The 23745-nt window shown below is 41.0% G+C and carries 14 protein-coding genes and 1 pseudogene; 5 read left to right on the top strand and 10 right to left on the bottom strand.

Annotated elements, in window-relative coordinates:
• Positions 1-643 precede the first annotated feature (643 nt).
• The 3 genes from ACIPUA_RS09185 to thiD all read left to right on the top strand — a co-directional run bounded on the left by ACIPUA_RS09185 (position 644) and on the right by thiD (position 4054).
• Positions 644-2200 carry a YjjI family glycine radical enzyme gene (locus ACIPUA_RS09185; protein ID WP_094301208.1) on the top strand — a complete coding sequence of 519 codons (1557 nt, stop codon included), beginning with the start codon at positions 644-646 and terminating at the stop codon, positions 2198-2200.
• Entirely contained in the window at positions 2172-3038 is an 867-nt protein-coding gene (locus tag ACIPUA_RS09180; protein ID WP_449059579.1) for a YjjW family glycine radical enzyme activase, read from the top strand. Before ACIPUA_RS09185 ends, ACIPUA_RS09180 begins: the two co-directional genes overlap by 29 nt.
• 218 nt (positions 3039-3256) lie before the next feature.
• Positions 3257-4054 carry a bifunctional hydroxymethylpyrimidine kinase/phosphomethylpyrimidine kinase gene (gene thiD / locus ACIPUA_RS09175; RefSeq protein WP_071548152.1) on the top strand — a complete coding sequence of 266 codons (798 nt, stop codon included), beginning with the start codon at positions 3257-3259 and terminating at the stop codon, positions 4052-4054.
• A 35-nt stretch (positions 4055-4089) separates the two neighbouring features.
• On the opposite strand, the gene yegS is transcribed toward thiD, so the two are convergent.
• The 7 genes from yegS to ACIPUA_RS09140 all read right to left on the bottom strand — a co-directional run bounded on the left by yegS (position 4090) and on the right by ACIPUA_RS09140 (position 16480).
• Positions 4090-4989, bottom strand: a complete 900-nt coding sequence (gene yegS, locus ACIPUA_RS09170; RefSeq protein ID WP_042843519.1) for a lipid kinase YegS — start codon at positions 4987-4989, stop codon at positions 4090-4092.
• Between the two features lie 437 nt (positions 4990-5426).
• Positions 5427-6812 (bottom strand): prephenate-dependent tRNA uridine(34) hydroxylase TrhP, encoded by a 1386-nt coding sequence (gene trhP, locus ACIPUA_RS09165; RefSeq protein ID WP_042843520.1) that lies wholly within the window; start codon positions 6810-6812, stop codon positions 5427-5429.
• A gap of 124 nt (positions 6813-6936) precedes the next feature.
• Complete coding sequence (gene baeR / locus ACIPUA_RS09160) at positions 6937-7626, bottom strand: envelope stress response regulator BaeR (protein WP_042843521.1); 690 nt, start codon at positions 7624-7626, stop codon at positions 6937-6939.
• Positions 7613-9016 (bottom strand): envelope stress sensor histidine kinase BaeS, encoded by a 1404-nt coding sequence (baeS, locus tag ACIPUA_RS09155; protein ID WP_042843523.1) that lies wholly within the window; start codon positions 9014-9016, stop codon positions 7613-7615. Before baeS ends, baeR begins: the two co-directional genes overlap by 14 nt.
• Before the next feature lie 2 nt (positions 9017-9018).
• Positions 9019-12108 (bottom strand): multidrug efflux RND transporter permease subunit MdtC, encoded by a 3090-nt coding sequence (gene mdtC / locus ACIPUA_RS09150; protein ID WP_449059578.1) that lies wholly within the window; start codon positions 12106-12108, stop codon positions 9019-9021.
• Positions 12108-15230: an MdtB/MuxB family multidrug efflux RND transporter permease subunit gene (locus ACIPUA_RS09145; protein WP_449059577.1), complete on the bottom strand. Its 3123-nt coding sequence runs from the start codon at positions 15228-15230 to the stop codon at positions 12108-12110. Before ACIPUA_RS09145 ends, mdtC begins: the two co-directional genes overlap by 1 nt.
• Positions 15230-16480: an MdtA/MuxA family multidrug efflux RND transporter periplasmic adaptor subunit gene (locus ACIPUA_RS09140; RefSeq protein ID WP_449059576.1), complete on the bottom strand. Its 1251-nt coding sequence runs from the start codon at positions 16478-16480 to the stop codon at positions 15230-15232. Before ACIPUA_RS09140 ends, ACIPUA_RS09145 begins: the two co-directional genes overlap by 1 nt.
• A gap of 399 nt (positions 16481-16879) precedes the next feature.
• On the opposite strand from ACIPUA_RS09140, the gene ACIPUA_RS09135 reads away from it, so the two are divergent.
• Together ACIPUA_RS09135 and ACIPUA_RS09130 are read left to right on the top strand one after the other, a co-directional pair.
• Entirely contained in the window at positions 16880-17293 is a 414-nt protein-coding gene (locus tag ACIPUA_RS09135; protein WP_419402287.1) for a hypothetical protein, read from the top strand.
• 81 nt (positions 17294-17374) lie between these two features.
• Positions 17375-18559, top strand: a complete 1185-nt coding sequence (locus tag ACIPUA_RS09130; protein ID WP_449059575.1) for a hypothetical protein — start codon at positions 17375-17377, stop codon at positions 18557-18559.
• 72 nt (positions 18560-18631) lie between these two features.
• On the opposite strand, the gene ACIPUA_RS09125 is transcribed toward ACIPUA_RS09130, so the two are convergent.
• The 3 genes and pseudogenes from ACIPUA_RS09125 to ppx form a co-directional block, all read right to left on the bottom strand.
• Positions 18632-19987: an MFS transporter gene (locus tag ACIPUA_RS09125; RefSeq protein ID WP_449059574.1), complete on the bottom strand. Its 1356-nt coding sequence runs from the start codon at positions 19985-19987 to the stop codon at positions 18632-18634.
• Between the two features lie 583 nt (positions 19988-20570).
• A pseudogene (gene mgtE / locus ACIPUA_RS09120) lies at positions 20571-21851 on the bottom strand (magnesium transporter); the annotation flags it as partial.
• Between the two features lie 363 nt (positions 21852-22214).
• Positions 22215-23744, bottom strand: a complete 1530-nt coding sequence (gene ppx / locus ACIPUA_RS09115) for an exopolyphosphatase (protein ID WP_042843533.1) — start codon at positions 23742-23744, stop codon at positions 22215-22217.
• Position 23745 lies beyond the last annotated feature (1 nt).

Raw genomic sequence — 23745 nt, 5'->3', positions numbered from 1 at the left:
CTAATAATCATAAAACTAGCATTATTATAATAATTTTGAGCCTAATTATTTTAATTAAGATATACGCAATATCATAGTATTTATTGCCTTGTTAAGGGGAATAACTCAATAGCCATATCAAAACGGTTTAATTTTGAAGGTCCAAAACCATAGCTATTTAACATTAAGTATAATTCTAGCTTATAAAACAACCATTCCAAGAGTCCAATTTTCCTAAAAAACGCATCAATACTAAGTATAGATATTCTATTGACGAAGTATCAAGTGATAGAAGTGGTAGAAAACGGGATAAAAAATGCAGGAGACACCCGTAATGCGAGTGAGTAACAACTTGTAATCTCAAGAAAATAAGTGAATACAGCTAATAATGTAGATGGCGTAGACATTTATAGAAAAAACGATGTAAACAAATCAAAAAAGCATGATGAATGTCAAATAATCAGTAGGCGCAATGGGATGAAATGGAAGTTATAAATAGGAAATACAAACTGCCAAATAGGTGAATGATGATAGGGCTGATTTTCCTTTGATTTTTCAGATGATGAGTCTCATAAAATAGTAATTTTTAACCATTTTAGTGGTAATCATTTCTGGAACGTAGCAGGGAAAACCATCAGTGCCTTAAATAATGAGGACCATCACTATGATGAAGCGCCAGAAACAACTTACTGAATATCAAGCCAAATGTTTGGCGATTACGACAGATAAAATATTATCACCTAAACAAAAATCGAATTTTTTAGCGATAGAAGCGGATAGCCATATTCCTTACCTAGCAACCAGCCAAGCCTTAGCTGATGCATTAGAAAATGGTGTGATTTGCGATATGTATGAAGGGAATGCGCCGTATAAACCTCGCTATGTATTACCTGATTACGCTAAGTACCTTAAGCAAGGTTCCGATTATTTAGAGCTTCCTCCTGCTGCGGATTTTGATGATGCATTAAACCACTTGATGATTGTGTATCATCACGTCCCGTCGGTAACAAATTTTCCTGTATTTCTTGGGTATTTAGACCAACTATTGATGCCTTATGTTGGCGAGCTTACTGAGGAACAGCTGTATCCAAAATTAAAACGATTTTGGATACAGCTAGACCGGACTTTGCCGGATGCGTTTATGCATGCGAATATTGGCCCAGATGACAACCTAATTTGTCGTTTGATTCTACGTATTGACGCAGAGTTAAAACAAGTTGCACCGAACTTAACATTTGTGTACCACCCGCAGCGCACCCCTGAACCACTTTTCCTTCAAGTAATTGAAAATATTTGTGAATGTAGTAAGCCACATATTGCGAATGATATTATTCATAGTGCGGCATTTGATGGCCTAGGTTATGGTATTGTCAGTTGTTATAACTCACTACCGATAGCGGGTGGTGGTAGCACTTTAGTACGGCTAAATTTACGGGAAGTTGCATTACGTAGCCAAAATGCGGCAGATTTTTTAACTGTCCAGTTGAAAAAGTACTGTGAATTGCAAATGGAGTTAATCGAAACGCGTAGTGCATTTTTATTTGAAGGATCTAATTTCTTCCAAACCAGTTTTCTTGTGCATGAAGGGTTAATTGAGCCGCAGCGTTTTACCCCGATGTTTGGGATTTATGGATTAGCAGAAGCCGTTAATATTTTGATGGAAAAAGACGGTATTCAAGGGCATTACGCACCAGATTCCCCTGCATTACCGCTAGCTTATCAAATTAGTGAGCAACTGGCGGATTTCGTTGAAACGACCCCCGTAAAATATGGTTATAAAAACCGAGCAATGCTACATGCGCAATCAGGGATTAGCTCTGATACTGGAACCACACCTGGGGCGCGTATTCCATATGGGGAAGAGCCAGACCCAGTTTCACATATCCAAACGGTGGCACCTCATCACAAATACTATTTATCTGGCATCAGCGATATTTTGACTATCGATGAAACTATCAAACAAAATCCACAAGCACTATTACAACTATGCAAAGGGGCATTTAGCTGCGGAATGCGTGAATTTACCGCAAACGTAGCAAGTAATGATTTAGTCCGTGTCACCGGGTACATGGTGCGTTTATCTGATATTGAAAAGTATAAAACGGAAGGCTCTAGAAGTAATACAACGTGGTTAGGGGAAGAAGCGACTAAGAATTGTAATATTACCGCCCGTCAGCAACGAGTGATTAGCCATGAGCAATCGATGCGCTATACTGAATAAGGTTATTCCTTTTTCTTGCGTGGATGGCCCCGGTAATCGGCAAGTCATATTTTTGCAAGGGTGTAATTTACGGTGCTTAAACTGCCATAACCCCTATACCATGGCTATTTGTGATCACTGTGGGGACTGCGTTGTAACTTGCCCCCACGGTGCTTTATCACTCATTGATGGTCAAGTCGTTTGGGATAACGTAGCTTGCCAGCTTTGCGATACGTGTTTGCAGACTTGCAGTAAAAACGCGAGCCCAATGACCACGGTTCTTAGTGTTCATGATGCTATAAATAGCCTATCGAGAAATGTTGCCTTCCTCAATGGGGTCACGGTCAGTGGCGGGGAGGCGACCACTCAGTTGCCTTTTATTATTGATTTGTTTAAAACCATTAAAAACTCACCTGAACTGAATCATTTAACCTGCTTTATTGACAGTAATGGGCATCTTGCTTCTACAGGCTGGCGCAAAGTTATCGAATATACGGATGGTGTAATGATAGACCTGAAAGCATGGAGTGATGAATGTGCATTGCGGTTAACGGGTAGAGATAACCAACGGGTATTTCAAAGTATTCAATTGCTGGCTGAAGCGAATAAATTGTATGAATTGCGCCTATTATTTATTCCGCAGCAAACAGATTATTTACATCATATTGATGAATTAGCGAATTTTTTAACTAGGCTTCCTACGGATACACGGGTAAAAATTAATGCATTTCAGCAACATGGTGTAAAAAATGAAGCGGCTAATTGGCCGTCAGCAACCAAAGTGCAAGTAGACGATTCTGCCCAGCAACTTCAGCGCCGTGGTGTTAGGAATATTTATTTACCTAACGTATATTTATAAGATGAATTAATCCTTTTTATGTGAGATATACCTTTTTTAAATCTAAGTCATTCAATTTCACACACTAATTGCTGGTATTTGTTAAATGATATGAGACAATCATGGCAATTTATTGTCTGGTTTTAAGCACATTTCCAGTAACTGATAACGGCTAATAGATTTCTAGCGTGAATGTGATTGTTGCATTCATACGCTTTCACATAAAAAGGAGGGCACTCATGAGGATCAACGCATTAACCATCGCTGGGACAGACCCATCTGGTGGGGCAGGTATTCAAGCCGATTTAAAAACCTTCTCAGCATTAGAGGCCTACGGTACCAGTGTGATGACGGCATTAGTGGCTCAGAATACGAAAGGCGTCCAATCAGTACAGGATTTGCCTGCTGAGTTTGTTGCTGCGCAGTTAGAGTCTGTACTTAGTGATGTCCGGATCGATAGCGCTAAGATTGGTATGTTGTTTAATCAACGTAACATCACCGTAGTGGCTGAGGCTCTGAAACAGTATAATATTCCATATGTTGTTTTGGATACTGTAATGGTAGCCAAAAGTGGCGATCCATTACTGCTACCTGATGCGGTTGACTCACTGAGGCAACAGTTAATTCCGTTAGTTTCACTCATCACACCAAATTTGCCAGAAGCGGCTGTATTGCTCGATGAAAAAATAGCGCAAAATGAAAGCCAAATGCTAGCTCAAGGTTATAAGTTACTTCAAAAAGGTTGCCAAGCGGTATTAATGAAAGGCGGGCATTTAAGCGATGCAGAAAGCCCTGACTGGTTGATTACCCCAGAAGGTGAGTGGCGGTTTACTTCTGTTCGTGTTAACACGAAAAATACCCATGGTACTGGGTGTACATTGTCCGCCGCATTAGCTGCATTACGACCTCGTTATGCAGATTGGCAGACGACTGTCACAGAAGCAAAGGCCTATTTGCAGGCCGCGTTAGAAAAAGCGGATAGTTTGGAAGTTGGAACAGGGATCGGCCCTGTACACCATTTCCATGCATGGTGGTGATTGCTAAGCCCTTCTTCAAGGGCTAATTCATTGTATTAAGCTAATAAGTTACATTGCGGCGGTAATCGGCATTGTATTGCACCAGCTTGTACTTTAAACGTAAATGTATCCCCTGAAAGGGGTTCACCGTCTAAGTTTAGTATCATGTCATGGGGAGAGGAAATTTTAATCCATGATAGTTTCTTTTCAATAAGATGCTCATTCTTATCGGTTGAAAATAAATTGGTGAAAAATGCGGGGATCACGTCTCTGGCAGGGATAATCAATAAATTAAGGGCACCATCGTTAATTAATGCTTGAGGGGTAAGTTGTTGCCCTCCACCAGCTTGTTTGCCATTACCAATAGCGATAACTAAAGTTTCGCCTTCCCAGCTAAAGTTGTTGCCTTCAATATGGCAAATATCCGTTTTTAGAGTGTCAGGGCGAAATAGGCCATTAATGACATAAGCCGCACCGCCTAATGCAGATTTTAGGGCTTCGGGAGTTTCTGTGGTGATCCGCGTACCAAAACCGCCTGTTGCCATGTTAAGAAAATAATACTTTTCATTAACCCGTATGATATCAATGGCGACCGACCTGCCTTTTATCGCAAGTGCTAATGCGGCCTCAACATCTAAAGGAATATTTGCGCTGGTGGCAAAGTCATTTGCCGTCCCCATGGGGAGTATACCCAAAGTAGGGCGTGTCTCTGAGGGGAATTGCATCAACGTGCTTGCAACCGCATTAATGGTGCCATCACCTCCAGCCGCGATAATGGTGTCAACACCGTTTTCTATCCCTTGGGCGATAAACTGGCGAGTGTCAGTTTTTTCCCACGGAATACGCACTTGTATTTGATGGCCTTCTTCGCGTAGGTGAGCAATTGCTTTGCGTAATTCGGGGTTATTAGATTGTTTACCATTAAGAATAAGCATAGCTGATTGATATTTACTCATAAATATTTATCCATGCGGCTAATATTTAAAATAAGTATAAAAGAGTTTTGCTTATTTTGTTACAGAAAAAGAGAGAGCAAGAGCATTATAGGAGAAAGAGAAAAAATAACAAAAAAGAAATGGCTAGCTCAAGGGAGATTGAGCCAGCCAAGGAGGTGGTTCCTAGTCTTATTTTATGACTTTCTAGTTCTTCGTTTTCGAGAGTGACTATACGATATTGAATAGCCAATTGATGTGATCTGTTGCATAAAATTGGATATTAGGTGCACTTTTTAATGAAAATGTCAATGACGAGAATGATTATCAAATGAGAAGAGCATGTAAAGTGAAATGAACAACGGTATTATTAGCAAAAAAAGCTAAGAATTTGAATAAATAACCTTCAAATTCTTAGCTTGTATATTATAGGATACTTTAGTAAACCTATCTTTATCTAACTAACCCGCAAGGTGGTTTTCTGACTGAGTTTGATGTGGGTCTCGCGTTGTCGCACCAGCAAGGTTGCGGATCAATAAACCAAAATTGACGTCGATATCTTCAGGAATTGGTAGATAAACAATATGACCATTACCCGGAGCGACTTCAACGGCGTCACCTTTGCGGTTTGTTAGTGCTTCTAAGGTAAAGACAATATTGCCAGCAGGTGTCATTATTTCTAGGCTATCACCGACACTAAATTTATTTTTAACGTCGACTTCTGCTAACCCATTAACACGTTTACCGGTAAATTCACCCACAAACTGTTGGGTGTCGGAGACGGAATAGCCATATTCGTAGGTTTGATAGGCGTCATGAGTATGGCGACGTAAGAACCCTTCGGTGTAACCGCGATGTGCTAACCCTTCTAAAGTGGAGAGCAAAGTCGGGTCAAAAGGTTTACCAGCTACAGCATCATCAATCGCACGGCGATAAACTTGTGCTGTTCGAGCACAATAATAGAATGACTTAGTCCTACCTTCAATTTTAAGCGAGTGAACACCCATTTTAGTGAGGTTTTCAACATGCTCAATCGCCCGTAAGTCTTTAGAGTTCATGATATAAGTACCATGCTCATCCTCAAAGGCAGTCATGTACTCCCCAGGGCGCTTAGCTTCTTCAATCATGAAGACTTTATCGGTTGGTGCGCCAGCACCCAGCGTTGGTGCGACATTCTGGACAGGGATCGGCTCATGGATATGAACAATGTTACCGACATCGTCTTCTTTGCCTTCTTGAACTTTATATTCCCAGCGGCAAGCATTAGTGCATGTGCCTTGATTTGGGTCACGCTTATTAATATAACCAGACAACAAACAACGACCAGAATAAGCCATGCATAATGCACCGTGGACAAAAACCTCAAGCTCGATTTCAGGGACTTGCTGGCGGATTTCTGCAATTTCTTCGAGTGATAATTCACGGGATAAAATAACGCGTGTTAAGCCCATTTGTTGCCAAAATTTCACCGATGCCCAGTTAACCGCATTGGCCTGTACGGATAAATGAATATCCATTGCAGGGAAGGCTTCGCGTACCATCATGATAAGACCCGGGTCTGACATAATTAACGCATCGGGGCCCATTTCAATGACTGGGGTTAAATCACGAATAAAGGTTTTTAATTTAGCATTATGTGGGGCGATATTAACGACCACATAAAACTTCTTACCAAGGTCATGAGCTTCTTGGATACCTTTGGCTAAGTTTTCGTGATTAAACTCGTTGTTACGTACGCGTAAGCTATAACGAGGTTGTCCTGCATATACTGCATCTGCGCCATAAGCAAAGGCATAGCGCATGTTCTTCAATGAACCGGCAGGGGATAAAAGCTCTGGTGTAAACATGGTTATTCTCTATCTGATGTCAAGTCAGCACTAACTCGGGAGAGATAGTGTTTTTAAGGGATGGCGATTTTAACTCTATTTCAGTCAAAATCCAAATATCCCACAAAAATAGTATGTCTATTGGTTAGTATTCATCCCACCGATAACCAAGACCATAGATTGAACGTATAAAAGTTTTTTCGCTATCAAGAGATTCTAATTTGCGGCGTAAGTTTTTTACATGGCTATCGATAGTACGGTCAGTAACAACACGGTGATCGTCATACAAAATATCAAGTAATTGGTCGCGCGAAAAAACTGTTCCCGCATTATCAGACATAAATTTCAGTAACCTAAATTCAGCAGGAGTTAACTCAAGTAACTGGGAGCCATAACGAACTTGAAATGCATTTTCATCAATAATCAGTTTGGTTTGGTGTTGTGGCGGAACAATGTTAGGTTGGCAGCGACGTAAAATCGTTTTAACACGAGCAACGACTTCGCGTGGGCTAAATGGTTTACAAATATAGTCGTCAGCGCCAATTTCTAGCCCTAATAAACGGTCTATTTCTTCTGTTTTGGCGGTGACCATAATAATAGGGATATCACTGAATTTACGTAATTCGCGGCAAATTGAAATACCATCTAAGCCGGGTAGCATCAGGTCTAATAAAATGAGCGCGGGCTGATGTTGTTGTACGTAAGGGAGCACTTCATCACCACGCGAAAGTAACGCGGGCTGGTAATTAGCAGCTTGTAAGTAATCATAAAGGAGTTGCCCAAGTTTAGGTTCATCTTCCACTATCAATACGGTCAAATTGCTATTTTCCACCATGGTCACGACCTTTATCCTTTGATTGAATAGGTAAATTAATGGTTATTTTTACACCGCCTAATGAAGAAGGAGTGGCAGTAATTTCCCCATTATGGGCTTCAACAATATTATAGCAAATGGCAAGCCCTAAACCGGAGCCACCACTTGCGCGATTTCGTGAGCCTTCTGCACGATAAAAACGCTCAAACAAGTGCTGGCATTGTTCAGTGGTTAAGCCGGGGGCACTATCTTGCCAAACAATACAAAGTTGATGTGGGCCTTGTGTCACCTTAATGACTATTTTTCCTTGAGGGTCGGTATAACGCAGGCTATTTTCCATTAAATTATAAAACAATTGGGTTATGCGGTCTGGATCTGCAAACATAATCGCTTGTTCGCTTAATTGCTTTTCAACGGTTAATTGCCTTGTTTCTAAGCGCCAACGAGCTTGCCCAATAGCCATTTCAATCAATGGGATAATATCGGTTGATTGCTTGCGGTAAACTAACGAACCCCTGTCCGATAGGGAAAGTTGGTGCAGGTCATTGACTAACTTAATTAAAGTTTGAGTTTCATTTAGTAATGAATTAATGGTTTCAGGCGTCGCTTGGCGTACGCCATCTTGTACGGCCTCAAGTTCCCCACGAAGCACCGATAACGGTGTGCGCAATTCATGGGAAATATCCGCCATATAATCACGGCGCATTTGCTCGTTTTTTTCAAGAGTCGAAGCGAGATGGTTAAAATCTTTTGCTAATTGGCCGAGTTCATCACGACCTGTATCAGGTACTCGAGTGGTAAAATCCCCATTGGCAAGTTGGTTGGTACCTTCTAACAAGCGCTTGATAGGCTTTAAAAAGCTGCGGGCAAGAAAGATAGTGGCTATCAGTGCGACAAATAGTGATAAGCCAGCGATAACCCAACTAGTATACATTTGTTTACTATCAAACCGTCGGTCCAGTGCACTGCTAATGCCATCTTCATAACTCGCCACTAACCAGCCAACAGTATTACCGTTATTAATGATGATAGGCTCACGGAGTACCTTGTTCGGTAAGGGGGTGTCCCGACCAAAGATCAGAGTATCTTGCGTGTCATAGACCCAAAATATGGTGCGCCAACGTTGGCGCATGGGTCCACGATGCTGTTGGTGCTCAACCGATCTCAAAATGCGAAAGAATGTCCTTTCATCACTAAGGAGAAAGCGCCAGTTACCCGTTTCTTCATACTGATCAGCGAGTGCCGCAGAGACGAGTTCGAGGCGTTGTTGATCGTTTTCTTTAATATAATCAATAAAGCCATGTTGGAAACTCATACGCACACCTTGGTGCATGATCACCACTAACAACAGGCAGGTTGCAAAAATAGCCACAAAAAGTCGGGTACTTACACTATTAAGCCTGATTTTCATGATTACTCTCCACTAACTGCCGTTGGAATTGTTCTTTTACGTTGCCAATATTGTCTTAAACTATCAAAACTTAGGTATACAACGGGGGTGGTAAATAAAGTCAGTAGCTGACTCATAATGAGCCCTCCGACGATTGTGATACCAAGGGGTTGGCGCAATTCAGCACCGTCACCGCTACCTAACATCAGTGGAAGTGCACCGAAAATTGCGGCTAATGTTGTCATGAGTATTGGGCGAAAACGTAACAAACTAGCACGGAATATGGCTTCACGAGCGGTAAGTCCCGCGGTTCTTTGTGCTTGAATAGCAAAGTCGACCATGATGATGGCATTTTTCTTCACAATACCGATTAACAACATAATGCCAATTAAGGCGATTAAACTAAATGGGGTGTCAAATAATTCTAGGGCTAATAATGCACCTACACCCGCTGATGGCAGTGTTGATAAAATGGTCAGTGGGTGAATATAACTCTCATACAAAATTCCCAGAACTAAATACACCGTAACAATTGCGGCTAAAATGAGGAATAATTGTGATTTTAGCGTTTCTTGGAATATTTGTGCGGTACCCGCAAAACTCCCCCTGACTGTTGAAGGAACGCCAAGGGCGGTCATTGTTTTTTCAATTTCGACTATTGCGTCATCCAAGGTATAACCATCGGCTACGTTAAATGCAATGGTCGATGAAGCGGATAGCCCTTGGTGGTTAACACTTAATGGAGCATTGGCGGGTTGCCAACGCGCAAAGTAGGAAAGGGGGATCGCTTGTCCCTGATTATTAATCACAAACATTTTGTCGAGGGAACTGACATCTTGGGTGTATTCAGGAGCGACCTCCATCACGACTTTATATTGGTTCATTGCTTCATAAATGGTAGAAATTTGACGTTGGCCAAAGGCATTATTCAGTAAACTATTGGCCTCACGAACATCAATACCTAACTGCGCCATTAAATCCCTATCATAGGTAATGGCCATTTCAGCGCCTTTGTCTTCTTTGTCTGAGTTAACATCGGTTAATTGGGGCAAATCGCCTAATGCCTTACGGATAGCAGGCTCCCAATCGCGTAAAGCAGATAGCTCATCGGCAAGAAGGGTAAATTGGTAACTGGCATTGGCTTGTCGGCCACCGACACGGATATCTTGAACGGGCATCATAAATAAATTAGCCCCAGGCTCATTGGCGAGTTTCAATCTTAACCGGTTGATTACTTGAGCCGAGCTTTCAGTGCGTTCGCTAAGGGGTTTTAATGAAATATACATAAAACCACTGTTCACACGGCTGCCACCCGTAAAACCAGTGACATTATCGGTAGCGGGGTCATCTTTCACTTGTTGCATAAAGCGGGTCATTTTTTCTTTCATGGATTGGAAAGAAATACTTTGGTCAGCGCGGACAAAGCCCATAATGCGGCCAGTATCTTGTTCAGGGAAAAAGGTTTTTGGCACGGTAATATATAAGTAAACATTGAGCCCAATAGTCGCGAATAATACCGCTAGAACACTACGACGATGATTTAATACCCAGTTTAAAGCCACTGCGTAACTTTCTTGTAGGCGTAGTAATACTCGACCAAATCCCCGATGCTTTGCTTTGATATTACTACCGCGTTTCTTCAGCAAATAAGCGCACATCATTGGCGTCAGTGTTAAAGAGATAACCAGTGAAATCCCAATTGCGGTGGCAAGTGTAATTGCAAACTCGCGGAATAAGCGGCCGACCAAGCCGTCCATTAACAGTAGCGGAATAAAAACAGCTACCAGAGAAATACTCATAGAGACAACGGTAAATCCAACTTCGTGGACGCCTCGTATTGCGGCGATAAAGGGTTTAGTTCCATTTTCAATATGGCGAGAGATATTTTCTAACACCACAATGGCATCATCAACCACAAAACCAGTTGCCACTGTCAGTGCCATTAATGATAAGTTGTTAAGGCTAAACCCGCATAAATACATAGCAGTGAAAGTCCCGATCAGCGAAACGGGCACGGCAATCGCAGGGATCAAAGTCGCTCTACCTGAGCGTAAGAACAGCAGAACAACTAAAATAACTAAGGCAACGGCAATCAATAAAGCGCGTTCGACTTCTGCTAAAGATGCACGGATAGTCGGCGTTCTATCTTGTGCGACTTTTAAGTCAATAGCGGCGGGGATCATGTCATTGAATTCAGGCAATTCAGCGTGTATGCGGTTAACTGTCTCAATAATATTGGCACCCGCTTCACGGCGTATAACAATTAAAATAGCGGGTTTGCCATCAGCCATACCCGCCGCACGAATGTTTTCAATAGAATCTTTAACGTTAGCAACATCACTCAATTGGACGGCATTACCATCACGGTAGTGAACAATAATAGGGCGATAGTCTGCCGCTTTTTTTAGTTCATCGTTCGTCTGTACCTGATAGCGTTTTTCATCATCATTAATATACCCTTGAGGTTGACGAACATTGGCGCTGCTAATCGCAGACCGGACGGCATCTAAAGAGACACCTTGGTTAAATAAGGCGGTTGGGTTTAATTCAACACGAACAGCAGGGAGTGAACCGCCTCCAACGGATACTTCACTGACTCCTTCGATTTGTGCGATACGCTGAGCGAGGCGTGTTGAAGCAATATCATAAATTTCACCAGTGCTCATCGTTTCTGATGTCATCGTTAGGATCATAATCGGAGCATCAGATGGGTTGGATTTATAATAGCGTGGGCGACTTGGCATACCGCTGGGCAGTAGTGTTTGTGCAGCATTAATAGCAGCTTGTACTTCACGTGCTGCATTATTGATATCTTTATCTAGGTTGAACTCAAGGGTGATTGTTGTTCGCCCTAGAGCACTACTGGATGTCATTTCGCTGATCCCTGCAATACTCCCCAAAGAGCGTTCAAGGGGAGTAGCCACGGAGGATGCCATTGTTTCTGGTGAAGCCCCAGGAAGTGACGCTGTCACGTTTATCACAGGATAATCTACTTGGGGTAACGGGGAAACAGGTAAAAATAGAAAACTTAAAGCGCCACATAAGGTTATGGCGACGCTGATAAGTGTGGTCGCGACAGGGCGACTGACAAACAGGGCAAAAAAGCGCTTCATTATGACACCTGCGCCTTATTGGTTTGACGGCGTCGCTTAAAATAATGAGAAAGACGGTCAAACAATAAATAAATCACAGGGGTAGTAAATAGGGTTAAAATTTGGCTCATGATAAGCCCACCAACCATACTGATCCCTAAAGGCTGACGTAATTCCGCTCCGACACCCGTGCTCAGCATTAATGGCAGTGCACCTAACAAGGCAGCCATTGTGGTCATTAATATTGGGCGAAAACGCAGTAAACAAGCTTGGTAAATCGCATCATAAGGGGACATCCCTTTTTCACGTTCTGCCGCAAGGGCAAAATCAATCATCATGATAGCATTCTTTTTAACAATACCAATCAATAAGATAATACCAATAACGGCAATGACATCGAGGTCTTTTCCCGCCATCATCAGTGCGAGTAGTGCACCAACACCAGCGGTTGGTAGTGTAGATAAAATGGTAATAGGGTGAATAAAGCTTTCATACAAAATCCCTAACACGATATACATCGCAATAATAGCTGCGGCAATTAACCAAATAGTACTACTTAATGCAGCTTCAAAAGCCAATGTAGCGCCTTGGAATTGTGTGGTAATGGATTTAGGCATGGCAATCTGCGATTCGGCGTATTTGACAGCATTAACAGCGGCTTCAAGGGATGCACCCTCGGCAACGTTAAATGAGAAGGTAACCGCAGGGAACTGGTCTAGGTGATTAATCGCTAATGGGCCAGTACCTTCTTGAATATTGACTAGTGTGCTTAATGGGACCATCGCGCCATCAGTCCCTTTTAACCGAACATCGTTTAGTGCATCCATCCCCTGACGGGTTTGGGTATCATGCTCTAAAATGACGCGATATTGATTAGATTGGGTATAAATGGTCGAGATCATGCGTTGGCCAAATGCATTATATAAGGCATTGTCAATTGCAGACATAGTGATACCAAAACGGCTGGCAGTATCGCGATTAACATTAACATAAGCGACTAACCCTTTATTTTGCCAATCGCTACTGACATCGGCTAAATCAGGTTGTTGCTCTAACGCGGTTAATAGCTGAGGCACCCAAGTTGCTAATTCATCTAAAGAACCGGCTTGCAAGGTAAATTGATATTGAGTACGTGCCACTTGTGTATCAATGGTTAAGTCTTGCATGGGTTGTAAATATAAATTGATGCCAGAAATTTTGTCTGCTGATTGTTGCAATCGGTCAATAATTGCCACGACACGATCTGCTCGGTCATCTAGTGGTTTTAACGTAATCTGAATACGTGCATTATTAAGCGTTGCATTGGTGCCATCGACGCCGACATAGGTGGTGACATTATCAACGGCAGGGTCGGCTAATAGTTTAGAGACGACCTCTTGTTGTTTTTGTGCCATTGCCGCAAACGAGATAGATTGGCGGCTTTCAATTGAACCTTGGATAATTCCACTGTCTTGCAATGGGAAAAAACCTTTCGGTATCCACATATAAAGCAATACGGTCAATACCATGGTGCCCACAGCAACTGACAGGGTTAACCATTGGTGATTTAGAATACGTTTTAGCCAAATCGCATAACCGGCCACCATACGGTCAAAAAAACGCTCACAGGCTAATTCAAAACGGTTATGTTTATGTTGCGATTCAGGTTTTAATAAGCGAGCACACATCATCGGTGTTAAAGTCAGAGAAACCACCGCAGAAATTAAAATTGCGACGGCAAGGGTAATGGCAAATTCGCGGAATAGTCGACCAACAATATCCCCCATAAATAATAATGGAATTAACACAGCCACTAATGAAAAGGTGAGGGAGATAATGGTAAAACCGATTTCCCCTGCGCCTTTTAATGCCGCCACTAAGGGTTTATCCCCTTGTTCAAGGTAACGGGAAATATTTTCGATTACCACAATTGCATCATCGACGACAAACCCTGTCGCAATAGTCAGGGCCATCAGCGTGAGGTTATTGACAGAGAAACCGCAGAAATACATCACTGCGAAAGTACCAACTAAGGAAAGTGGCACCGCAATTCCTGGGATCAATGTGGCTATCCCATTGCGCAAAAACAGGTAAATTACCATTACAACAAGGGCGATTGCCAACATTAACTCAAACTGAACATCACTGACCGAGGCACGGATAGTACTGGTTCTATCCGTTAGAATATCGACATTCACTGATTTAGGTAAACTTTCAATTAACTCAGGCAATAAGGCACGGATAGTATCTGTCGTTTCAATAACGTTAGCACCGGGTTGGCGCTGTACATTAATAACAATAGCTTGTTGATTGTTAGCCCAAGCACCTAAATAGGCATTTTCAGCACCTTGTACTATGGTCGCAATATCACCAAGTCGGACAGGAGCACCATTTTGAAAAGCCACAATAAGTTTGCGGTAATCATCAAGGGATTTCATTTGGTCATTAGCAGACAAAGTGACTGCACGGGTCGGGCCATCAAAACTCCCTTTTGCAGAGTTAACATTCGCGTTATTAATTGCTAGGCGAATAGTTTCGCTATCTAAGCCTTTTGCTGCCATGGCTTGTGGGTTTAAATTTACCCGTACCGCAGGGCGTTGACCACCGGCTAGTGTCACTAAACCTACACCATTAACTTGGGAAATTTTCTGTGCAATACGTGTTTCGATAATATCTTGAACTTGTGTTAACGGCATCGCATCAGAGGTAACCGCTAAGGTTAAAACCGGTGGATCAGCTGGGTTAACCTTATTATAAATTGGTGGATAAGGCAGATCAGAAGGTAATAGGCTACTCGCTGAGTTTATCGCGGCTTGAACTTCTTGCTCCGCAACCTCTAAAGGTAAGGTGAGTTGGAACATTAACGTGATTACCGATGCACCGCCTGAACTTTGCGATGACATCTGTTTTAAGCCTGACATCTGGCCAAACTGAGTTTCCAGAGGGGCGGTGACCGCAGAGGTCATCACGTCTGGGCTGGCGCCTGGGTAGAGTGTAACGACTTGAATTGTTGGGTAATCGACTTCTGGAAGCGCCGAAACAGGTAAAAAACGATAGCCAATGATCCCTGCGAGTAAAATAGCCACCATGAATAATGTCGTGGCGACAGGGCGTAAAATAAATAAGCGAGAAGGACCACCGCCTTTTGGCATTTCAGGCTGCATTACGCTTTCTCCGCGCTATTTGGTTTATCTTTACGAGGCGTTTGGGCTTTTTTTGCAATGCTCTCAGGGTTAACGACTTCTACGGTGGTGCCATCAGTCAGTTTATCAACACCATCCGTAATCACTTTGGTATTTGCGGCTAGCCCACTTTCGATAACCACTTGCTGGCTATCTTGCATCCCAACAGTGACAGCGTGTTTACTGACTTTATTATCGTCACTTAAAACCCAGACATAATGGCCATCGTTACCCATTTGTAGTGCGGCAGTTGGGATGACCACGGCATCTTGCAAGGTTTCGACTTGCATTTTTATATTAACAAATTGATTAGGAAATAATGTTTCATCTTCATTCGTGAAGCGGGCTTTAATTTTTAATGTTCCGGTGGCGGCATCAATTTGGTTATCGGTACTTAATAATTCACCACTAGCGATCAGGGCAATATTATTTCTATCCCAAGCTTCGATTAAAACTTTTTGACCGGAAGATTGAGCTTGTTGGATAGCAGGAATATCCCCTTCTGGTAAAGCGAAGAGCACATCAGCGGGTTGCGTTTGAGTGATCACAACAATCGGAGTTGAAGTTCCTGAGGGAATAAAATTACCGACATCAACAAGTTTTAGGCCAACTCGTCCAGAAATTGGCGCTGTGATTTCACTGTAAGCTAATTGTAATTTTGCATTATCCACCGCGGCTTGATCGACTTTAATACTCCCTTGAGCTTGCAAAACGGCCGCTTTTTGGTTGTCTAATTCTTGTTGTGAAATAACGTTACTGCCAGCAAGTTTTTGATAGCGAGTCAAATCTAGCTGTGCATTGGCTAACGTTGCTTTGTCTTTAGCAAGTTGTCCTTGCGCCTGTGAAAGCTGAACTTCAAATGGACGAGGGTCTATTTGAGCCAGTAAATCACCGGCATTGACATGTTGACCTTCAGTAAAATAAAGCTGCATCAGTTGGCCTTCAACGCGGCTAGTGACGGTGACAACATTAGCGGCTTGAACTGTACCGAGCCCCGATAGAAAACGTGGTACCTCTTTTTGCTCTGCCAGTGCAAATTGGACAGGGGCGAGTACCCTAGGTGGACGTCCCATGGCGCTGCGTTGTGAGTTAGGTTTTGCCACGTTACTGGCATTAGGCGCTTCAGATTGTTGTGATTGTTGATAAAAATACCAAGAGGCTCCGGCTGCAACAAGGATAGCAACGAAAATAGTAGAACGAGTCAATGTTTTACGGCGATTTTGTTTATTCATTTTGGGTTGGTCGCTCAATACAAAAAAGGAAGCTCAGTGAGTTTTTAGAGCAAAAAACTAACTGAAAAGAGTTAGTTAGGCATATTAATAGTTTAACGTGATAGGTACAAAGAAAAATGGAGGAAATATGAATAAGTGTCAATTTATGTTTGCTTTGCTGCATATAGTGATTAATTGTTAAGCATAGAACAATTTTAGGACATTCTCCAAAAACAACAAAACCCCAAAAAAGCATTAAAAATCAATCTAATAAAACTTACAAGTTTGATCTGTAAATGAATTAATTTGTTTTATATTAATTAAAAATTAGTTTAATTAATATAAAAATAATAACGTTTGCTCACTCTTTGAAAAGAGTCTAGAAATTTAATAACTGTATATATTAAAAGGAATTAATCAATGATTTTATACGATACTTCAATTTTATCAGATATCATTTATGACACTAAAACTTTTGCAGCACAAGTTTCCGGCACAGAAGAGGTAGAAATGCTTACTTCAGAAGTGAAAGGAATATTCTCTCAGGTTCAAAATTTAAATGTATCAACACAAGTAAATAAAAATGTGGAGTCTAACCATACCGAGAATTATAAAGTTAATACTCCTGAAGTGGAAATAATAGGTTCTGAAGCACAAGAAATATTGGCTATGCTTGGTAAGGTTAATTTATTAGATATTGAAACCTCTGTACAAAGCGATGCTTTGGTTTCTGCATCAAATAGCCTTTTGCAAGATGAAGTCATCTCTGTAAATCAAGATAGTGGATTTAAATATATTCATTATGCACTTGAATTACCTATTGCAACGCTGTAGTTAGTATTAACAAAATGGTCCCTAAAATTAATGTCAAATTAAATTAGGGACCATTTAATTATTTATCTATAGGGAGAATATATGAATTTAGTTAAAATTAGAACAGAACAGTTAAAAAAAACAGTGAACCAGTATAAAAAAACAATTGATCTTGAACTGTTACATAGAAAGATAAATAGACGAATTGATATAAAATATAAACTAGATGCTCTTCAACTAAAGCTAGAGAAAAAAAGTGAAGCATTAATAGAAGAATATATCAAAACATACAATGGCTATATAGAAAAAATTACAGATGTTATACAAAAAATGTCTCAGTCTAATAAGGAGAATATGAATGGTTTTATAAAAATCATATCAAAAACACCTATGCACTTTGAGGAATATATAAACGAAACTATAAAAAATTTCGCTAATATACCTACAAAGAAGGATATATACGCTCCAAGAATGGCAAGCTATTTGGAAGATATTAAGTATAGCTATAAAAATAAAGTACAATTCGTAGAGAACACCTATAATATAAAGCATTATATAAATGATGTTATTATGATAACCCAAAAGCAACTCTGCTGCAGTGATAGTGACCATCACTTCCCAAATGAAATAGTATCAAACCCCTTTGATTTTAAAGTTGACACCCAAAAATATTATGATGATAGGGTGAAAAATATGAGTGAATATCATAGTAAGGCAGCAGTGCAATTCCCAGAAATTAAATCTTTAACATTGGAAATATTAAATACTGAACAGAATCTTAATGATAAAGAAGTTTGGCTAATTAACACGTTACTAGCAGAAAAAAAGGATATTGTAAAACTTGAGGAGGAGGGCAGCTATAGCGGTGTTGACTACTTCGGGGATGAGCTTTTCAAATATAAAATGTTGAATGATGATTTTAAAAAAGTAGAGATAGATATAATAGTGAAAATGGAAATATTAAAATATATACCGAGTGGAGCTAAGAATGATGAGCTAATGGATAAAATCCTATCGTTATCTGGAAAAAAAAGAGACCTTAAACAACAAATAGCAAAAACAGAAAAAAATATTAAAGAGTTGATTGTAAGAAATAAATTTAACTATCCCGAGATAGGGGCAATGACAGCTGAAGAATCTAAAGAATGCGAACAAATCATGGCTTCATATATAAGCGCTTTTAAGGAAGATGGTTCATCAAGTAGTAATCATTTAGAATCGAGTAGCGTTAATGCAGGTTTGATACAGGGTATTAAACTAGATCAAACTATTGGTCTAGATATATAGTAAGATGCAATAAATAGAAACGGTCTGACGCCAAGATACGTACATCAGACCGTTTGAAAGTTAACGATTTAATTACGGTGTCGTACTCGTATTTAAAACTGTTGAATGGCTTTCATTATCTTGGTTGTTTGCCGTCCAGCCTTTCCATGAAAGAGGTAAAAATGCGACCGCTACAGCTAATAGCGATACACCAGCAACATAGTATGCAGGTGCCATATGGGACTGTTGTAACCATGCCCCCGTCAGAATTGGGGTCAAACCACCAAAAATTGCATAAGCAACATTGTAAGCAAATGACAGCCCTGAATAACGGATTTCAGGTGGGAATGCACGCGTGCTGATAATAGGCGTTGTTGCAATCGCACCTACAAAGAAGCCCATTAAGCCATAGTTAAAAATTAAGCTAGTTGCTGAAATATCTGAAGATAACGATGAATAGAAATAAATCGCGGTAACAGCTAAACCACCCCAAGACAAAGTCATGGATGTCCGAGTCCCTGTTTTATCGCCTAACCATCCCCAGAAAATACAGCCTAAAGTTAAGGTCAATGTCGCAGCACAGTTGGCTTGCAATGCAACATTGCGGTCAATATTGTAGATCCCTTTTAAAACGACATCTGGGGTCATCAAAATAGTGACAACAATCGCTGTTGATAAGGACCAAGTTAGCGCGGCGGTAATCATACAAGCTTGTTTGTGTGATTTAATGACCGTTTTGACGGGTAACTCTTGAGATAATGCTTTTTTCGCGGCTAGCTCTTTAAATATGGGGGTTTCTTGTAAAAAACGGCGCAAATACACGGAGATAAAGCCAAAAATACCCCCGAGAATAAACGGTATACGCCATGCAAAGTCGTGGACTTCAGTAGTGGTATAAGAACGCTCAATAATAATGGCCACGATAGAACCAAGTAAAATACCACCTGTAATACCTGACGTTAATGTCCCAACCCCTAAGCCATAACGTTGTTTAGGGGTATGTTCGGCAATAAACACCCAAGCCCCAGGCATTTCCCCACCAATGGCAGCACCTTGCATAATACGCATCAATAATAGTAATAACGGTGCTGCTGCACCAATTGTTTCAAAGGTTGGCAGGAAACCGATTACAAAGGTAGGGAATGCCATTAAGAAAATACTTAAGGTGAACATTTTCTTACGACCAATTTTATCCCCAAAATGGGCCATAATAATCCCACCAAGTGGGCGAGCTAGGTAACCAGCAGCAAACAACCCTAAAGTAGCCATTAACGCAAGGAATTCGTTATCCCCAGGAAAAAATAGCTGAGAAATAATTTTTGCGTAAAAAACGAAAATAACAAAATCATAAAACTCAAGCGTACCCCCTAAAGAGGATAAACCTAATGTTTTATAATCTTCTTTACCCAAGGGCCGCGCCGAGGGTTGGCTGGCTGGTTGCGATGTCATAACACTTTCCTTCTAAAATACTTGAAATATCAGTATAGGATAAATTCAAGATAACAAGCAGTTGCTCAAAATAATGAGTTAATCATATTTATTGGGTGCAGATAAGAGGCATAAACGTTGGATGGGTATAACTTAGTTTAATACACAGTATCTTTTTGCATATGCTATTTATAGCAGGAAATTCTATATTTTGTAAACCTCGGCACCAAAAACAAGAATCATATTCTGGTTAGTTGCTGTTAGTTAAATTAAGTGCCCACTCTGGCAGTGAATAGCCTTATATGATGTTAATATTATGAAATTTGCAGAATATCGTATATCGAAAACAGGGTTTTATTTAGCTAATTAATATTAATTTAATAATTTCTTACGTTTTTGAATAACAAAAAATATTATAAGAGTTGCTAGGGAAATACTGTGATCCTAAATAGTCATTATTCTAACTAAACATCTTTAGCAAAAATGAACATGACTAAAGAGCCGACAGTGACTAAAAGTTAACAATTTGAAATGTATTAAAGAAAGGGATTACTAGTGATAAAGACGCATGCCCAGAAAGGTAACTGGACATGCATAGAGACAGCTAAACTAAGAAAAGGGTGGCTAAGCCTAGGAAAATAAAGAAACCGCCTGTATCTGTAATTGCAGTGATCATCACACTGGAGCCAATAGCAGGGTCTTTACCTAGTTTTATCATGATTAGCGGGATAAGCACACCCATAATCGCGGCCATTAATAAGTTTAGAACCATAGCCAGTGTCATGACTGCTCCCATCGCAATATCGCCATAGAGGAAGTAGGTAACGACACCCATTATACCTCCCCAAACAATACCATTAATAAAGGCAACGCCAAGCTCCCTGAGCATTAAGAAAGAGAAACTACCGCTTTGAATCTGGTGAAGCGCTATAGCACGGACAATCATAGTGATAGTTTGGTTACCTGTATTACCGCCAATACCAGCGACGATAGGCATTAAAGTGGCGAGGGCAACTAATTGGGAAATCGTATCTTCGAACACCCCGATAACTCGGGAAGCGACAAAGGCGGTACATAAATTGATAGCAAGCCATGTCCAACGGGTTTTGACTGCTTGGCCTACGGGAGCAAAGACATCTTCTTCAGGACTTAACCCCCCCATACGACGAATACTGTTATCATTTTCTTCGCTGATGTTATCAACGATATCTTCAACGGTGAGACGGCCCATTAACAAGCCATTGCTGTCTACGACAGCGGCGGAAATTAAGTCATAGCGTTCGAACGCGCTTGCTGCATCTTCGCCTTTTTCATCGGGTAAGAAGGTGACGGTGTCTGTTCGCATGACCTCAGCAACGATTTTATCGGGTGATTGTGTTAAAATCGTGGTTAATGGTAATTCACCTTGTAGATAATTATTGTTATCTACAACGAAAATTTTATCCGTTGCTTCTGGGATTTTGCCTCGTTGCCGTAGATAACGTTGAACCGTTTTTAATGCGACATTTGGACGGACGGTGACGAACTCAAAGTCCATCATTTGCCCAACGCTATCTTTTGCGTATTGCAAGACTTCTCGGATGCGGCTACGTAAGCTGGGTTCTAAATAGGTTAGTAATCTACGCATCGTATCGCGGGGTAAGTGTTCCGCGATATAAGCTTGCTCATCAACATGCAGGTTAGCAACTGCGCGCAGAAGTTCTCTATCTGACATATCCTTGATTAGACTGTCCCAGACAGAAACAGAGGCTTCAACTAGCACTTCACCGCGTTCGTTATTATCAACAAGGCGCCATAGTGCGAGACGCTCATCGTATGGGAGCATCTCTAAAATATCCGCGATATCAGCGGTGTGCAGGTCAAGAAGTAACTCTTTTACAGTATTGATTTTTTCACTAATTGCTTTGTCATCAATACTGACGTGTTGATCATTTTCAACAAGTGCATGGACGAACTCTTCGTCGTCTAAAAATAACGTCAGAATTTGCTGGCGGATATGCGCCAGTTTTTGTGAGTGCGGGTTTACTGTTGGTACCGCATCGATTGAGAAAGCAGGTTGTGACATTTTAATCCTTAAAGCAATAACAGCGCACAGCGCTTTATATTAATTCGCCTACGAGGGGACGAAATTTATTATCATTATTGTCGCCCATTTAAATAATATTTCAAACAGTTGAATTAAATAGGCAGTGATTTCACAGTAATCAACCAATAAAATCAGAAGAAATCACTACAATAATGGCGTAAGTTACTTGGTTTCCGCACTAATACGTAATGACCAACCAGGAACATCCTCCCAATAATCACTTTCTTTTTCTAAATCCAGGGCCATCAAGGCATTCTGCACGAGATATTCCTCTGGTAAATAGAGTGCCCAGTGGCCTTCATCTGTTTCTATTCGTAATGAAGTCGGGGTTGTTGTTGATTGGCGTTGGTTATTTAATAATATGGCAAGCCGCAAGATTTGAATTAGCGGCATAAATTGTTTTCTTTTAAACAGATTAAATTTGGGAATATCGTCATATTTTATGGCTCGACGGTGATTACGGACTAGCGTGGCTAATAATAATTGCTGCTCTTGATTAAAACCGGGTAGGTTAGTGTTTTGTAAAATATAGGCAGAATGGCGGTGCATGCCACTATGATTAATACTTAACCCGACTTCATGCAGCATAACTGCCCAAATCAAAATAGATTCTAATTGAGGATTAAGCTGTTTGGGGTTTTGCTGACCCCACTGGTAATACAGCTCTTCCATGGTTTTTAGAACGCGCTTTGCTTGTTCTCTATCAATATTATAGTGCTCGGCAAGGCTTAATGCAGTGCGTTGACGGATATCTTGGTGGCGAAAACGGCCTTCCATTTCATACAGAACCCCTTCACGTAAAGCACCATCGGATAACCGTAATTCTTTAATATCTAATGAATCAAATACAGCCAATAAAATAGCCAGTCCTGGAACGAAAACCTGCTTACGCTCGTTGGACAAGCCGGGAATGTTTAATGCGCTAAATGACTTATATTTCAACGCCATTTGTTTAATTTCAGCCAGTCGTTCTCGAGTAATAATACCGTCTTTATAGCCCAGTTCTTGTAATACACTATGTGTTGCTTTAATTGTGCCAGAAGCCCCCATTGCAACATCCCATGTGTATTTTTTAAATAAAATAGCCGTACTTTCTAATTTTAAACAGGCGCAAAGATAAGCACGATTAAAAAAATCAGGGGAAATGGTTTCGTTTGGAAAGTAAGTGCGAGCAAAACTGACGCAACCCATTCTGCGGCTTTCAATGAGTAGTGGCTCAAATTTTTCACCGATAACGATTTCCGTAGAGCCGCCCCCGATATCAAGAACAAGCTTGCGACCTTTCTCCGGCTGGGTGTGCTCAACTCCCATAAAAATTAGCCTTGCTTCTTCTTGGCCTGAAATAATTTCAATGGGATAGGGGATAATTTCTTTGGCGCGTTGCAAAAACTGCTTCACATTGGTTGCAACGCGTAATGAGTGGGTGCCAACAATACAAACATTATCAGGCGAAAAACCCTGCAAACGCTCTGCAAATAAAGCTAAACAAGAAAGCCCTCGTTCCATTGCTTCTTCACTGAGTTCGTTGGTATCACTCAGCCCATCAGCAAGGTGGACACGCTTTTTAAGGCGGGTGAGCACTTGTAATGCCCCATTGACAACACGTGCGATGACCATATGAAAACTGTTTGAGCCTAAATCTATTGCCGCAATTTCTTGTGGCCTTGGTGATGATGTTGAAGTTATTGGCATA

Source organism: Providencia sp. AGC89, from assembly GCF_053543535.1.
The sequence above is the reverse complement of the archived record's forward strand: the minus strand, read 5'-3'. Positions and strand labels throughout refer to the sequence as shown.